The organism is Streptomyces sp. NPDC026301 (genome assembly GCF_055567935.1).
The window spans coordinates 396,711-410,564 of sequence record NZ_JBVHPN010000002.1; the positions used below are offsets into that span (position 1 = coordinate 396,711).

Below are 13,854 nucleotides of genomic sequence, written 5' to 3' on the forward strand. Positions count from 1 at the left end.
GGATGACGCCGAACGCGTGTCATGCCCCGTCAGGTTTGTATGTATATCCCTAGAATTGCTCGATGCAGATACCGCAGCTGCCCAGCGCCCTTGCGAGCGAGGTGATCCGGTGACCCGCCCCGACGCCACCGACGAACAGTGGGAGGGCCTCGCTGAGGTCGTCCCGCTGCGCGGCGGCCGCGAGTGGCCCTCATGGCCCGACCACCGGGCGCTTCCCGACGACGAACCGAGCGAGGCGTCCCGCCGGTTCATCGTCATCCGCGTCCAGACCTTCGCCGACGCCCGCGAGGTCGCCGAACACCTCATGGCCCAAGTGCCCGTGCTGCTCGACCTGAGCAGCGCCGACACGGATGTGGCCAAGCGCATCCTCGACTTCTCCAGCGGCGTCGTCTTCGGCATCGGCAGCGGCATGCACCGCGTCGACACCAACGTCTTCCTGCTCGCCCCGGTCGGCACGGAGGTCGAGGAACCACGGGCGGGGGCGGCGCCGCGCCCGTAGGCGCAGCGCCGGCGTCCCCCGTTCGTAGGAACGGCCGTCCGGCGGAACGGTTCTCCGGCGGCCCGGCTCTCTAGCGTTCCCGCCATGGACCCCTGGAGCCGTACGGAAGAGGGCGCGACGGCCGCGGCCGTGGAGACGGGCCCGGGCGCGGACCCCGCCGCTGAGGCGGGCCCGGGCGCGGGCGCGGGCCCGGGCCCGGGCGCCGAGGCGAGCGGGCCGCCCCGCCCCCTCGTCACCGAGCTGCGCCTGTCCGCCTTCAAGTCGCACCGCGGCGCGACCTACCCGCTCGGCCCCCTCACCCTCCTCGCCGGCCCGAGCGGCAGCGGCAAGTCGAGCGCGCTCCAGGCGTACGGGCTGCTCGTCCGGCTCGGCGCGGGCGAGCCGCTGGACGGGGCGCTCGCCGCCGTACCGGGCGGCGCGGCGGCCTGTGTACCGGAGCGGGCCGCGCCGGACGCGCAGGGGAGGCGCGGCTTCCGCATCGGCTGCACGGTCGACGGACCGGCGGGCCCGACGCGCCTCGACATCGCCGTGCAGACCGAACCCGAGCTGCGGATCGCCGGTGAACGGCTCACCGGCGGCGGCCGGACGCTGTTCACCACCGCGCTCACCGACCCCGGCCGCCGCACGGTGCAGGCCGCGTGGCTCACCGCCGGGGCCGCGCCCGTCACCCGTGCGCCGCTCCCCGACGACCGGCTGGGCACCGCGCTGCTGCCGCTGCGCGTCGCGGGCACGACGGCGGGGCAGCGCCTGGTGCTGGCCGCCGCCGAACAGACCCTGATCGCCCTGCGCTCTTCCTTCGTCTGCGACCCACGGCCCGAGGCGGTACGCGCGGTGGCACGGGCCGCAGGCCCCGGGCCGGGGGCGGGCGCGTCTTCCGGGGCCGGCGTGGCGGACGCCGCCGAGGGCGCACGGCTGCGGCCGGACTGCGGCAACCTCGCCGCCGTACTGGAGCGCACCGGCCGGGAGTGCGCCACCCGCCACGCGGCGCTCGTCGACGCGGTACGCGCCGGCTGCCCGGGCCCGGTGCGGGAGCTCCGCGCGGAGCCCGGCGCACGGCGATTGGACTGGCTGGGCGACGGCGAGCTGCGCTATCTCGCGCTGGCGCTGGTGCTGCTGACCGGCCCCGGCGTGCTGGCCGTCGACCCGGTGGCCGAGGTGCTGCCGGCCCGTCAGGTGCTGACCGTGGTGGTGGACGGGCTGGACCGCTGCCTGGACCGGCGGCAGTCGGCCGAACTGTTCGCGCTGGCCGTACGGATGGCGGCGCGCGGCCACGTCCGGCTGCTGGGGACGGTGACGGACGCCTCGGCCGCCGCCCGGCTGCCGGAGGTCGGAGTGCTACACCTGGGGGCATGAGTGAAGATCTTGAGACCTTGCAGCGCCGGCTGGCCGACTTCGCGGCGGCCCGGGACTGGCAGCAGTACCACACCCCGAAGAACCTCGCCGCGGCGCTCAGCGTCGAGGCGTCCGAACTGGTCGAGATTTTCCAGTGGCTGACGCCGGAGCAGTCCGCCAAGATCATGACCGACCAGGAATCCGCGGCGCGGGTCGAGGACGAAGTGGCGGATGTGCTGGCGTACTTGCTCCAGTTCTGCGGCGTACTGGGCATCGACGCGGCGGCCGCGCTCGCCGCGAAGATCGAGCGCAATGAGGAACGATTCCCCGCGAATCGACCCGGTCGTCACTCTCCGGAGTGATGGATCTCGCAAACTCGCCTTAGTTGTCCACAGATTTGCGAATTACTCTAGCGCTTTCGGCGGTTTCAGTTCACTCTGGGTAGTGGCAGGTGTGCGCAAGGCAGCGGACGAGGGCAAGGGAAGGGGTCGTGCATGGATGCGGTGCGGATCATCGCGGCCAGTCGGCACGGTCTGGCCCAGGCGCGGACGGTCCAGGACATCGTCATAGAGGCGTGGCAGGCGCAGGCCCTGGCGGAGGCGGTCGGCAGCCTCCTGGCGATATCGGGACCGTTCGAGGTGCGGGCCAAGGCGCGGAGGCTGGGCGAGGCGGGAGGCCGGTCGGGCGCGGCGGTGCTGTGTCCGGTACCGAGATCGTACGGCCCCAGGGCGGCCCAGCTGTCCGAAGTCCGGGACAGCAAGCTCGCGTTGACGGACCTGTGCGGCCTGCTGGCCGAGGTGTGCGAGGCCCTGGTGAGCGTCGTCTGCGCGGCCGAGGAGGACGGCCTCTACTGGACGTGCGTGGAGGCGATGGACGCGGCCGACGAGTCCCGCGACCGCGCCGCCGCCATCCTCAAACAACTCCTCGTCCGCGACCGCCCCCACGACCGCGACCTGGCCTGACGAGGAGACCGATGCCCCGCCCCGGCGCACTGACGAGCGCGGGCGGGCGGCTGAGCGGGGGCCTGGCCGAGGGCTGGGCCGGGGGCCGGGCCGGGGGCTGGGCCCAGGTGGTGGGTTGGCGGGGGGCGGGGGGAGGGCAGGGGGAAGATGGGGGGATGGATCTGCGAATCTTTACCGAGCCTCAGCAGGGTGCCGACTACGACACCCTCCTCACCGTCGCCAAGGCCACCGAGGACCTCGGCTTCGACGCATTCTTCCGGTCGGATCACTATCTGCGGATGGGCACGGCGGACGGGCTGCCCGGGCCCACCGATGCCTGGATCACGCTCGCCGGTCTGGCCCGTGAGACCCGGCGCATCCGCCTCGGCACGCTGATGACCGCCGGTACCTTCCGGCTGCCCGGCGTGCTCGCCATCCAGGTCGCCCAGGTGGACCAGATGTCCGGCGGCCGGGTCGAGCTGGGCCTGGGCGCGGGCTGGTTCGAGGAGGAGCACAAGGCGTACGGCATCCCGTTCCCCAAGGAGAAGTTCGCGCGGCTGGAGGAGCAGCTGGCGATCGTCACGGGGCTGTGGGACACGCCGGTCGGCGAGGAGTTCTCGTACGAGGGGACGTACTACCAGCTGGAGAAGTCCCCGGCGCTGCCCAAGCCCGCGCAGCGCAAGGTGCCGGTGCTGATCGGCGGGCACGGCGCGACGCGCACGCCGCGGCTGGCCGCGCGGTACGCCGACGAGTTCAACATCCCCTTCGCCTCCCTGGAGGACACCGCGCGGCAGTTCGGCCGGGTGCGGGCGGCGGCCGAGGCGATCGGCCGCAAGGGCGACGACCTGGTGTACTCCAACGCGCTGGTCGCCTGCGTGGGCAAGGACGACGCCGAGGTGGCGCGCCGCGCCGCGGCCATCGGCCGGGACGTGGCGGACCTGAAGGCCAACGGCCTGGCCGGTTCGCCGGCCGAGGTGGTCGAGAAGATCGGCCGGTACGCGGAGGCCGGGGCCTCCCGCTTCTACCTCCAGCTGCTGGACCTCGACGACCTGGACCACCTGGAGATCATCTCCTCGCAGGTGCAGAGCCAGCTGGGCTGAGGAGCACCGGTCCGCCCGGCACCGGTCCGCCCGGCGCGAGCCGGGTGGACCGGGACCCGGCCGGGGCCGTGCCGCGCCGCGTCCACCGTCCCCCACGCGCCGCACCCACCTTCCCGGATACCGAGTGATCATCGTTGAATCCGGCCAGGATGGGGGGATGGGATTCCATGTCGACTCAGAGGTCGGTCATCTCCGCCGGGTCATCCTGCACCGCCCCGACCTGGAGCTGAAGCGGCTCACCCCGTCCAACAAGGACGCGCTGCTCTTCGACGACGTGCTGTGGGTGCGGCGCGCGCGGGCCGAGCACGACGCCTTCGCCGACACCCTGCGCGACCGCGGCGTCGAGGTGCACCTCTTCGGGGACCTGCTGGCGGAGAGCCTGCGCATCCCGGAGGCGCGGGCGCTGGTGCTGGACCGGGTCTTCGACGAGAAGGAGTACGGGCCGCTGGCCACCGACCACCTCCGGGCCGCGTTCGAAGAGCTGCCGCTGGGGGAGCTGGTCGAGGCGCTGATCGGCGGGATGACCAAGCGGGAGTTCCTGGAGCGCAACCCCGAGCCGACATCGGTGCGCTTCCACGTGATGGACCTGGACGACTTCCTGCTGCCGCCGCTGCCGAACCACCTCTTCGCGCGGGACACCTCGGCGTGGGTGTACGACGGGGTGTCGGTGAACGCGATGCGCTGGCCCGCCCGGCAGCGCGAGACGGTCCACTACGAGGCGATCTACCGGTACCACCCGCTCTTCACGCACGAACGTTTCCACGTGTGGTCCGAGGGCCAGGCGGCGTACCCCTCCACCATCGAGGGCGGCGACGTGCTGGTGATCGGCAATGGCGCGGTGCTGATCGGGATGAGCGAGCGGACCACGCCGCAGGCGGTGGAGATGCTGGCCCGCGGGCTGTTCGCGGCCGGCTCCGCGCAGACGATCGTGGCGCTGGACATGCCCAAGCGGCGGGCGTTCATGCACCTGGACACGGTGATGACGATGGTGGACGGCGATACGTTCACGCAGTACGCGGGGCTGGGGATGCTGCGCTCGTACACGATCGAGCCGGGCGCGAGCGAGCGGGAGCTGAAGGTCACCGATCACCCGCCGGAGCACATGCACCGGGCGATCGCGGCGGCGCTCGGCCTGGACGGCGTGCGGGTGCTGACCGCGACGCAGGACGTGCACGCGGCGGAGCGCGAGCAGTGGGACGACGGCTGCAATGTCCTGGCGGTCGAGCCGGGCGTGGTCGTGGCGTACGAGCGTAATGTCACGACCAATACGTTTTTGCGGAAGCGCGGGATCGAGGTGATCACGATCCCGGGGAGCGAGCTGGGGCGGGGCCGCGGCGGACCGCGCTGCATGAGCTGCCCGGTGGAGCGGGACGGGATCGGGTGAGCCCGCGGGCGGCTCCGGCTCGTTGAATAGGAATGCGCGGCGTCGTATACACTTCCATATTCGACCGCCCGGTCGTGCCTGTTGCGACGCAACGTCGTACCTGATGCGACCGCGAGGCCGTACCCGACCCCATTGGCCGCGACCTAGGAGCCTGCCATGGCGATTGACCTCACGGGCCGCCATTTCCTCAAGGAGCTGGACTTCACCGCCGAGGAGTTCCGCCACCTGATCGACCTCGCCGCGGAGCTGAAGGCCGCGAAGCGCGCGGGCACCGAGGAGCAGCGGCTGAAGGGGCGCAACATCGCCCTGATCTTCGAGAAGACCTCCACCCGGACCCGCTGCTCCTTCGAGGTCGCGGCCGCCGACCAGGGCGCCCACACGACGTATCTGGACCCCTCCGGCTCGCAGATCGGGCACAAGGAGTCGGTGAAGGACACCGCCCGCGTGCTCGGCCGGATGTTCGATGGGATCGAGTACCGCGGCAGCGCCCAGGTGAACGTCGAGGAGCTGGCCAGCCATGCGGGCGTGCCGGTCTACAACGGCCTGACCGACGAGTGGCACCCCACCCAGATGCTCGCCGACGTGCTCACCATGATCGAGCACAGCCCCGGCCGCCCCCTGGGAGAGCTGACCTTCGCCTACCTCGGCGACGCCCGGTACAACATGGGCAACTCCTACCTGGTCACCGGCGCCCTGCTCGGCATGGACGTGCGCATCGTGGCGCCGAAGAAGCTGTGGCCCGAGGAGTCGGTGATCGCGAGCGCCCGGCAGCTCGCGGAGAAGAGCGGCGCCCGGCTGACCCTCACCGAGGACGTCGCCGAGGGCGTGCGCGGCGCGGACTTCGTCGCCACCGACATCTGGGTGTCGATGGGCGAGCCGAAGGAGGTCTGGGACGAGCGGATCGCGCTGCTCAGCCCGTACGCCGTGACGATGGACGTGCTGCGCGCCACGGGCAAGGAGGACGTGAAGTTCCTGCACTGCCTGCCGGCCTTCCACGACCTCGGCACGGCCGTCGGCCGCGAGATCTACGCCCGGCACGGCCTGGAGTCGCTGGAGGTCACCGACGAGGTCTTCGAGTCGGCGCACTCCGTCGTCTTCGACGAGGCGGAGAACCGCATGCACACGATCAAGGCGGTCATGGTCGCGACGCTCGGACGCTGAGCCGGCGCTCCGGAGAAGCGGCCGGAGAAACCACACCGGAGAAACCACGCGCCGCGGACGCGGTCGCCGCATACAAATACGCCTTAATGGGCGATCATGCACCATTTTCGGTTATCATCGAACCGAACCTCGGGGGCGGGCCGATCGGCCCGCCCCTTCTCCGTGCCCCGCCCACCCCGCCGGGCACGTCGCACCACCAGGAAGAGAACCACCCCATGTCCGCGTCCGGACTGCGCATCAAGTCCCCCGACCTGCTCGTCGCCGAATCCGGCGCGGATCTCGAAGGCCACGGCCTCAAGCGCACCATGGGCCTCTTCCAGCTGGTGTGCTTCGGCGTCGGCGCGATCGTCGGCACGGGCATCTTCGTCGGCCTCTCGGACACCGTCGCCGAGGCCGGCCCCGCCGTCGTCGTCTCCTTCGTCCTGGCCGCCCTGACCTGCGTCTTCACCGCCTTCTCGTTCGCCGAGCTGGGCGGTGCGATCCCGGTCTCCGGCAGCTCGTACTCCTACGCGTACGCCACGCTCGGCGAGCGCACCGCCTTCCTCGTCGGCTGGTGCCTGCTGCTGGAGTACGGCGTGTCCGTCTCGGCGGTCGCGGTGGGCTGGGGCCAGTACCTCAACGAGCTGCTGGACAGCCTGGTCGGTTGGCAGCTGCCCGCCGCGCTGTCCGCGCCGCCCGGCGAGGGCGGCGTCCTCAACCTCCCCGCCGTCGTCGTCATGCTGCTCGCCGCCACGCTCCTCGTGCGCGGCATCCGGGAGAGCGCCCGCGCCACCGCCGCGATGGCCGTCCTGAAGATCGGCGTACTGATCCTCTTCTGCGTGATCGCCTTCACCGCCTTCCGGTACGGCAACCTCTCGCCGTTCGCCGCGCAGGGCGCCGCCGGCATCACCTCCGGCGCCTCGGTCGCGTTCTTCTCGTACATCGGCTTCGACGCGGTCACCACGGCGGGCGAGGAGGTCAAGAACCCGCGGCGGAACATTCCCGCCGCGATCCTGATCTGCATCGGCCTCGTCACCGTGCTGTACTGCCTGGTCGCGCTCGCCGCGATCGGCGCGCTCTCCGCGGACGACGTCGCCGACAAGCCCGCCGCGCTCTCCCTGATCGTCGACCGGGTCACCGGCTCGGCGCTGGGCGGCGGGATCATCGCCTTCGGCGCGGTGGTGGCCATCGCGTCCGTCGTCCTCGCGGTGATGTACGGCCAGACCCGCATCCTGATGTCGATGTCCCGGGACGGGCTGATCCCGCGGGTGTTCGAACGGATCTCGCCGAAGACGTCGACGCCGGTCCGGGGCACCTGGATCGTCGCGGTCGTCTTCGCGGTGCCGGCCGCGGTGGTGCCGCTGGACGTGGTCATGAATCTGACCACCATCGGGACCCTCGCGGTCATGGCCGTGGTCAACGTCTGCGTCATGCGGCTGCGCCGCACCCGCCCCGAACTGCCGCGCCGCTTCCGGGTGCCGCTCTTCCCGCTCAGCCCGCTGCTGGGGATCGCGTTCTGCCTGTACCTGATCTACGGCACGGGCCCGGCCACCTGGCTGCAGTTCGCCGCGTTCCTGGTGGTCGGCGCCCTGGTGTACGCGCTGTACGGCCGCCGGCGCTCGCGGCTGGCCGCCACCGCGCCCGAATCCGCTGCCGAAGTGGCGCCGAAGGAGTGAACCGGGGGCCCGGTCCGGGCCCGGCGGGCGCTCAGTCCGTACCGGCTCCCGGCGCTGCCGGGAGCCGGAACCACACCGCCTTGCCCTGTTCGGTCGGCCGGTAGCCGGATGCCGCGCTGAGGGTGCGGATCAGCAGCAGCCCCCGGCCGCCCTCGTCCAGCAGGTCGATCTCCGGCGGGGCGTCGTCGCCCAGGCCCTGGACCGGCGCCGGGTCGTTGTCGTGCACCTCGACGTGCGGGTGGCCGCTCGGCAGCACCTCGATGACCAGCTCGATCGGCTTGTCTCCCGGTGTGTGCTCGACGGCGTTGGCCACCAGCTCGCCGGTGAGCAGCTCGGCCGTGTCGCTGTCCGTGGCCACCCGCATGTCCGTGAACGCCATCCGGATCAGGGCGCGCGCGATCGGCACTGCGGCAGTGGTGTGCGGCAGCGTGATCCGCCAGGACGACGGCGCGGCTGGCTCCGGCAAGGTGCGTTTCCGTTCACGGGGCGTGATGTCCTCTTATAACGGTACGAACCTCTGCGGCGGACGGCTCGTCACGGCTTGTAGCGACGTCGGGAGTGCCGGGTGGATGCCTTATCGCGTACTCGTGACGGCGGTCACGGTTGCGTGATAACTTCCCGGAACAGGTAACGCCGGATACCGGCAGATACCGCCAGGCACCAGCCCTCCGGCTGAAGGGGGCACGACGCCCATGAGCCCGTTCACAGGTTCCGCGCACGCCACCGACGCATGGGAACACCTCCGCGTGACCAGGGAGGACGGGGTCGCCACCGTCACCCTCGCGCGCCCGGACACCCTCAACTCCCTCACCTTCGGCGCCTACGCCGACCTCCGCGACCTGCTCGCCGAGCTCTCCCGGGAACGCGCCGTGCGCGCCCTGGTACTCGGCGGCGAGGGCCGCGGCTTCTGCTCCGGCGGCGACGTGGACGAGATCATCGGCGCCACGCTGGAGATGGACACCGGCCAGCTGCTGGACTTCAACCGGATGACCGGTCAGGTCGTACGGGCGCTGCGGGAGTGTCCGTTCCCGGTGATCGCGGCCGTGCACGGTGTCGCAGCCGGGGCCGGCGCCGTCCTCGCGCTCGCCGCCGACTTCCGCATCGCCGACCCCTCGGCGCGCTTCGCCTTCCTCTTCACCAAGGTCGGGCTCTCCGGCGGCGACATGGGCGCGGCGTACCTGCTGCCCCGCGTCGTCGGCCTCGGGCACGCCACCCGGCTGCTGATGCTGGGGGAGGCCGTGCGCGCTCCCGAGGCCGAGCGGATCGGGCTGCTCAGCGAGCTGGCCGAGGAGGGCAAGGCGCACGAGGCCGCCGCCGCGCTGGCCCGCCGGCTCGCGGCCGGGCCGGCGCTCGCCCACGCCCAGACCAAGGCGCTGCTCACCGCCGAGCTGGACATGCCGCTCGCGGCGGCCGTCGAGATGGACGCGGCGACCCAGGCGCTGCTGATGAACAGCGCCGACTACGCCGAGTTCCACGCCGCGTTCACCGCCAAGCGCGGCCCGAAGTGGCAGGGGAAATGAGCTCCGGGGACGGGGCGCTGCCCGGCGGCCGGGTGGCCGTCATCGGGGGCGGCCCCGGCGGCCTGTACGCGGCGGTCCTGCTCAAGCGGCTGGATCCGGCCCGCGAGGTCACCGTCTGGGAGCGCAACGCGCCCGACGACACCTTCGGCTTCGGCGTGGTCCTCTCCGACGAGACCCTGGGCGGCATCGAACAGGCCGACCCGGTCGTCCACGAAGCGCTGCGCCGCGAGTACGTGCGCTGGGACGACATCGACATCGTGCACCGTGGCCGCACCCTCACCTCCGGCGGCCACGGCTTCGCCGCCATCGGGCGCCGCCGCCTCCTCCAGCTGCTGCACGAGCGCTGCCGCGCCCTCGGCGTACGGCTGCGCTTCCGTACCGAGGCGCCGCCCGCCGCCGTCCTGGCCCGCGACCACGACCTGGTGATCGCCGCCGACGGCGTGCACAGCGCCACCCGCGGCGCGCACGCCGAGGTCTTCCGCCCGCACCTGACCACCCACCGCTGCCGCTACATCTGGCTCTCCGCCGACCTCGCCTTCGACGCCTTCCGCTTCGACATCGCCGAGACCGAGCACGGGGTGCTGCAGCTGCACGGGTATCCGTACGGGGAGCGCGCGAGCACCGTCATCGTCGAGGCGCACGAGGACGTCTGGCGGCGGGCCGGCTGGGACGCCTGCCCCGCGCAGGAGTCCGCCGACCAGTGCGCCAAGATCTTCACGGACGCGCTGGGCGGCCGCCCGCTGTACGGCAACAACTCCGCCTGGACCGCCTTCCGTACGGTCACCAACGCGCGCTGGTCGCACGGCAACGTCGTGCTGCTCGGCGACGCCGCGCACACCGCCCACTTCTCCATCGGCTCCGGCACCAAGCTCGCCATCGAGGACGCCCTTGCGCTCGCCGCCTGCCTCCAGGAGCACGCGGCGCTGCCCGACGCGCTCGCCGCGTACGAGGCCGAGCGCCGGCCCGTCGTCGAATCCACCCAGCGGGCAGCCCGCGCCAGCCTGGAGTGGTTCGAGAACCTCGCGCAGTACGCGGACCAGCCGGCCCGCCGCTTCGCCTTCAATCTCCTCACCCGCAGCCGCCGGGTCACCCACGGCAACCTCCGGCTGCGCGACCCCGGCTTCGTCACCGCGGTCGAGGAGGAGGCCGGCGTGCCGCCCGGTACGCCGCCGATGTTCACGCCCTTCCGGCTCGCCGGGCTGACCCTGCGCAACCGCGTCGTGGTCTCCCCGATGGACATGTACAGCGCCGACGCCGACGGCACACCGGGCGACTTCCACCTCGTCCACCTCGGCGCCCGGGCCCTCGGCGGCGCAGGCCTGGTGATGACGGAAATGGTCTGCGTCAGCAGGCAGGGCCGCATCACACCCGGGTGCACAGGGCTGTACGCGCCGGAGCACGAGGCCGCCTGGCGCCGGGTCACCGACTTCGTGCACACCGGCGCGCCCGGCACCGCGATCGGCGTCCAGCTCGGCCACTCGGGCCGCAAGGGCTCCACCCGGCTGATGTGGGAGGGCATCGACCAGCCGCTCCCCGAGGGCAACTGGCCGCTCGTGGCCGCCTCCGCGCTCCCGTACCGGCAGGGCGTCAACCAGATACCGCACGCGCTCACGGCGGACGAGCTGGCCGGCGTGCGCGAGGACTTCGTACGCGCCGCCGAGCGTGCCGCGCGCGCCGGCTTCGACCTGCTCGAACTGCACTGCGCACACGGCTATCTGCTCTCCGGCTTCCTCTCGCCGCTCACCAACCACCGCACCGACGCCTACGGCGGCGACCTCGCCGCGCGGCTGCGCTTCCCGCTGGAGGTCTTCGACGCGGTACGCGCCGTCTGGCCGGACGGGCGGCCCATGACGGTACGGATCTCCGCCACCGACTGGGCGGCGGGCGGCACCGGTGCCGAGGACGCGGTGGAGATCGCGCGGGCCTTCGCCGCGCACGGAGCCGACGCGATCGACGTCTCCACGGGGCAGGTGGTCGCTGACGAACAGCCCGCGTTCGGACGCTCGTACCAGACGCCGTTCGCCGATCGCATCCGCAACGCGGTGGGCATCCCGGTGATCGCGGTCGGCGCCATCTCCTCCTGGGACGACGTCAATTCGCTGATCCTCGCGGGGCGCGCCGACCTGTGCGCGCTGGCCAGGCCGCATCTCTACGACCCGAACTGGACCCTGCACGCCGCCGCGGAACAGGGGTACTCCGGCCCCGGCGCGCCCTGGCCCGCGCCGTACCGGGCAGGCAGCCGCATTCCGCCGGCGGGGCGTACGGACGGGCCCAAGCAGCGGCTGACGCTGGGGGGATGACGCGCCCGGCGGACGGGCCGGGCGGGGTGCGCGGCCGTCGTACCCGGCCGCCGCGGTCCGCCGGTCAGCCGACGGGAGCGCAGCTCACCGTGGCGGTGAAAACAGGGTGGCCGTGCTGTTCCGCGGTGACCGCGACGCGCGGCCGGCCGGCGTCGTCGTGCCCGGCGGCCTCGGCCCGTATCCAGCACGGCGCGTCCAGCTCGCCGTAGCGGACGAAGGAGCAGTCCATCGCGGCGGCGATCGAGGGGCCTGGGCCCACCGCGGCGTACGCGGCCTGCCGGGCGGCCTCCACCAGCAGCATCCCCGGCGCGTGGTCGACGGGGTGGTCGAAGAGCACCGGGTGGGAGATGTCGGCCCGCAGCTGCCAGCGGTCGGTCTCGGCGGTGGGGGAGAGCACCACGTCGGCCGGGCGGTCCCGGCCGACGAGCGCCGGGCGGACGGGAGCGGCCGGCGGGATCGCGCGCGCGAGGGCGTGGCCGAGGTCGGCGTACGGGCCGCGCAACCGCCGGTAGACGGCCGGGATGTGGCAGGTGAAAGTGCACTCGACGCGTCCCAGACGCCGGTCGTCCCGATAGGCGTCGAAGATCTGCCGCATGCTGGACAGCCGGCTGCCTCTGCGCACGATGTCGTGGTCGTGCACGCGTACTTCGACGTCGGCGGGGGCGCCGGCGAGCGCGAGCGCCTCGGGGTCGGCGGAGTACCGCATGCTTCCCCAGATCACCGGGTGGCCCAGCGGGATGCCGTGGCCGACGTGATTGAGCAGGAGGCCGGCCTGCCGCACGGTCTCCGCCAGCATCATCGGGTCGTGCAGTCCGTGCGCGGGGCCGTAGAAGCTGTGGGCGCGCGGCCATTGGGCGTCGACGGTCCAGGCGTCGTCACCGTTGCCGCGCCAGTCGGTGAGGAACACCTCGGTCACCGAGCTGCGGTGGACGTACTCCCGCGGAACCGTGGTGGTCAGCGGCCGCTGCGGAGCGAGTGCGGGGGATTTCCCCGAAGGCGCGGTGAGTCGGCCGCGGACGGAGTGCGGCACGGTCAGAACGTCGGGCATGCGGGTTCCTTCCCTGGACGGGCGCGGGCTGCGCCCTTACTCAGCGCCTGCTGCCCCAAGATACGAACCGGCTGGTTTGTTTTCTAGTGCTTCAGAGTGAATCTTTGGGCAGAAGTGTTACGTGTGACGGCATAGTTATCGAGCCACGGCCGTTTTCGGCCGCGCCACACGCAGCGACGAGTTGCTCAGGACGTCGGAAGACGGCGGCCGAGGGGCCGCCGTCGGAGGAGGTGCCGGGCCGGTCAGGCGGCGTGGCGCTCCCATCGGCCGCTGGGGGTCAGGTGGCTCATGGCTCCCGGCGAGGCCAGGCTCGGCAGGATGTGCCGCCACAGAGAGGTGACGCGCTCGTGCAGGTCGGTGCGGTTCGCGGCGGCGTGGGAGAAGAGCTGCACGCCCATGTACGCGGACACGACGAACTCCGCGGCCTTCGCCGGGTTCACCGCGGGCAGCAACTCCCCGCGCTCGCGCGCCTCGGTGAACATCCTGGTCACGATCTCGATCCAGTCCTGGTACGGCACCAGCGGTTCGTGGCTGAAGGTGGTCTCCACCGCGATCCGGGTGCCGGCCTGCAGCACCGGGTCCTCGCGCAGCGCCCGCGCCACCTGATGACTGAAGTCGATGACGTCCTGCACCCGGGAGTCGCTGGGCGGCGGGACCAGCATCTCGGTCTGTTCCGCGATGACCGCGCGGGCCAGGGCGTCCTTGGACGGGAAGTGGAAGTACAGCGCGCCCTTGGTGACCTTGGCGCGCTGGATGATCTCCGCGATCGTGGCCGCTTCATAGCCGCGCTCGCCGATGACCTGGGCCGCTGCCACGAGGACGGCCTGTCGAGTGCGCACTGCCCGTTCCTGCTTGGCCACCGGCGGTCCTCCGCATGTTCGCTCTGGGGTGCGTCCGCCTTCCGCGGATCTGGC

Annotated in this window: 13 protein-coding genes; 10 read left to right on the plus strand and 3 right to left on the minus strand. The window is 72.4% G+C overall.

Annotated features, from left to right (window positions below; all coding sequences use genetic code 11):
- The first annotated feature begins 109 nt into the window (after positions 1 to 109).
- From ACZ4MH_RS04900 to ACZ4MH_RS04935, 8 genes are all read left to right on the plus strand, one after another.
- Positions 110 to 499 carry a cell division protein SepF gene (locus ACZ4MH_RS04900; protein WP_351595102.1) on the plus strand — a complete coding sequence of 130 codons (390 nt, stop codon included), beginning with the start codon at positions 110 to 112 and terminating at the stop codon, positions 497 to 499.
- 84 nt (positions 500 to 583) lie between these two features.
- Positions 584 to 1,852 (plus strand): AAA family ATPase, encoded by a 1,269-nt coding sequence (locus tag ACZ4MH_RS04905; protein ID WP_351595104.1) that lies wholly within the window; start codon positions 584 to 586, stop codon positions 1,850 to 1,852.
- Positions 1,849 to 2,193 (plus strand): nucleotide pyrophosphohydrolase, encoded by a 345-nt coding sequence (locus tag ACZ4MH_RS04910; RefSeq protein ID WP_351595107.1) that lies wholly within the window; start codon positions 1,849 to 1,851, stop codon positions 2,191 to 2,193. The genes ACZ4MH_RS04905 and ACZ4MH_RS04910 overlap by 4 nt, the downstream gene beginning before the upstream one ends.
- A gap of 132 nt (positions 2,194 to 2,325) precedes the next feature.
- Positions 2,326 to 2,793, plus strand: a complete 468-nt coding sequence (locus tag ACZ4MH_RS04915; protein ID WP_351595110.1) for a DUF6099 family protein — start codon at positions 2,326 to 2,328, stop codon at positions 2,791 to 2,793.
- 155 nt (positions 2,794 to 2,948) lie between these two features.
- Positions 2,949 to 3,872, plus strand: coding sequence for an LLM class F420-dependent oxidoreductase (locus tag ACZ4MH_RS04920; RefSeq protein ID WP_351595113.1), 924 nt, complete (start codon positions 2,949 to 2,951; stop codon positions 3,870 to 3,872).
- 157 nt (positions 3,873 to 4,029) lie between these two features.
- A complete protein-coding gene (locus tag ACZ4MH_RS04925) occupies positions 4,030 to 5,256 on the plus strand; it encodes an arginine deiminase (RefSeq protein WP_351595116.1) in 1,227 nt (408 codons plus the stop codon).
- Positions 5,257 to 5,412: 156 nt separating this feature from the next.
- Entirely contained in the window at positions 5,413 to 6,417 is a 1,005-nt protein-coding gene (gene argF, locus ACZ4MH_RS04930; RefSeq protein ID WP_351595119.1) for an ornithine carbamoyltransferase, read from the plus strand.
- A gap of 215 nt (positions 6,418 to 6,632) precedes the next feature.
- Positions 6,633 to 8,072, plus strand: a complete 1,440-nt coding sequence (locus ACZ4MH_RS04935) for an amino acid permease (protein ID WP_351595122.1) — start codon at positions 6,633 to 6,635, stop codon at positions 8,070 to 8,072.
- Between the two features lie 31 nt (positions 8,073 to 8,103).
- Here the strand turns inward: ACZ4MH_RS04935 and ACZ4MH_RS04940 are convergent, their stop codons facing one another.
- Positions 8,104 to 8,538: an ATP-binding protein gene (locus ACZ4MH_RS04940; protein ID WP_351595125.1), complete on the minus strand. Its 435-nt coding sequence runs from the start codon at positions 8,536 to 8,538 to the stop codon at positions 8,104 to 8,106.
- A gap of 226 nt (positions 8,539 to 8,764) precedes the next feature.
- On the opposite strand from ACZ4MH_RS04940, the gene ACZ4MH_RS04945 reads away from it, so the two are divergent.
- Together ACZ4MH_RS04945 and ACZ4MH_RS04950 are read left to right on the plus strand one after the other, a co-directional pair.
- On the plus strand, positions 8,765 to 9,592 hold the full coding sequence (locus ACZ4MH_RS04945; protein WP_351595128.1) for an enoyl-CoA hydratase family protein: 828 nt from the start codon (positions 8,765 to 8,767) through the stop codon (positions 9,590 to 9,592).
- On the plus strand, positions 9,589 to 11,892 hold the full coding sequence (locus ACZ4MH_RS04950; RefSeq protein WP_351595131.1) for a bifunctional salicylyl-CoA 5-hydroxylase/oxidoreductase: 2,304 nt from the start codon (positions 9,589 to 9,591) through the stop codon (positions 11,890 to 11,892). The genes ACZ4MH_RS04945 and ACZ4MH_RS04950 overlap by 4 nt, the downstream gene beginning before the upstream one ends.
- 64 nt (positions 11,893 to 11,956) lie before the next feature.
- Here ACZ4MH_RS04950 and ACZ4MH_RS04955 read toward each other — a convergent pair whose 3' ends face one another.
- Positions 11,957 to 12,940 (minus strand): ScbA/BarX family gamma-butyrolactone biosynthesis protein, encoded by a 984-nt coding sequence (locus tag ACZ4MH_RS04955; RefSeq protein ID WP_351595134.1) that lies wholly within the window; start codon positions 12,938 to 12,940, stop codon positions 11,957 to 11,959.
- Between the two features lie 242 nt (positions 12,941 to 13,182).
- Positions 13,183 to 13,779: a ScbR family autoregulator-binding transcription factor gene (locus ACZ4MH_RS04960; RefSeq protein ID WP_351595137.1), complete on the minus strand. Its 597-nt coding sequence runs from the start codon at positions 13,777 to 13,779 to the stop codon at positions 13,183 to 13,185.
- Positions 13,780 to 13,854: the final 75 nt, after the last annotated feature.

Excerpts from the sequence above, each read along its gene's own strand:
- ACZ4MH_RS04905 (WP_351595104.1), top strand. The coding sequence starts at position 584 with ATGGACCCCTGGAGCCGTACGGAAGAGGGCGCGACGGCCGCGGCCGTG.
- ACZ4MH_RS04910 (WP_351595107.1), top strand. The coding sequence starts at position 1,849 with ATGAGTGAAGATCTTGAGACCTTGCAGCGCCGGCTGGCCGACTTCGCG.
- ACZ4MH_RS04915 (WP_351595110.1), top strand. The coding sequence starts at position 2,326 with ATGGATGCGGTGCGGATCATCGCGGCCAGTCGGCACGGTCTGGCCCAG.
- ACZ4MH_RS04920 (WP_351595113.1), top strand. The coding sequence starts at position 2,949 with ATGGATCTGCGAATCTTTACCGAGCCTCAGCAGGGTGCCGACTACGAC.
- ACZ4MH_RS04925 (WP_351595116.1), top strand. The coding sequence starts at position 4,030 with ATGGGATTCCATGTCGACTCAGAGGTCGGTCATCTCCGCCGGGTCATC.
- argF (WP_351595119.1), top strand. The coding sequence starts at position 5,413 with ATGGCGATTGACCTCACGGGCCGCCATTTCCTCAAGGAGCTGGACTTC.
- ACZ4MH_RS04935 (WP_351595122.1), top strand. The coding sequence starts at position 6,633 with ATGTCCGCGTCCGGACTGCGCATCAAGTCCCCCGACCTGCTCGTCGCC.
- ACZ4MH_RS04945 (WP_351595128.1), top strand. The coding sequence starts at position 8,765 with ATGAGCCCGTTCACAGGTTCCGCGCACGCCACCGACGCATGGGAACAC.
- ACZ4MH_RS04950 (WP_351595131.1), top strand. The coding sequence starts at position 9,589 with ATGAGCTCCGGGGACGGGGCGCTGCCCGGCGGCCGGGTGGCCGTCATC.
- ACZ4MH_RS04955 (WP_351595134.1), bottom strand. The coding sequence starts at position 12,940 with ATGCCCGACGTTCTGACCGTGCCGCACTCCGTCCGCGGCCGACTCACC.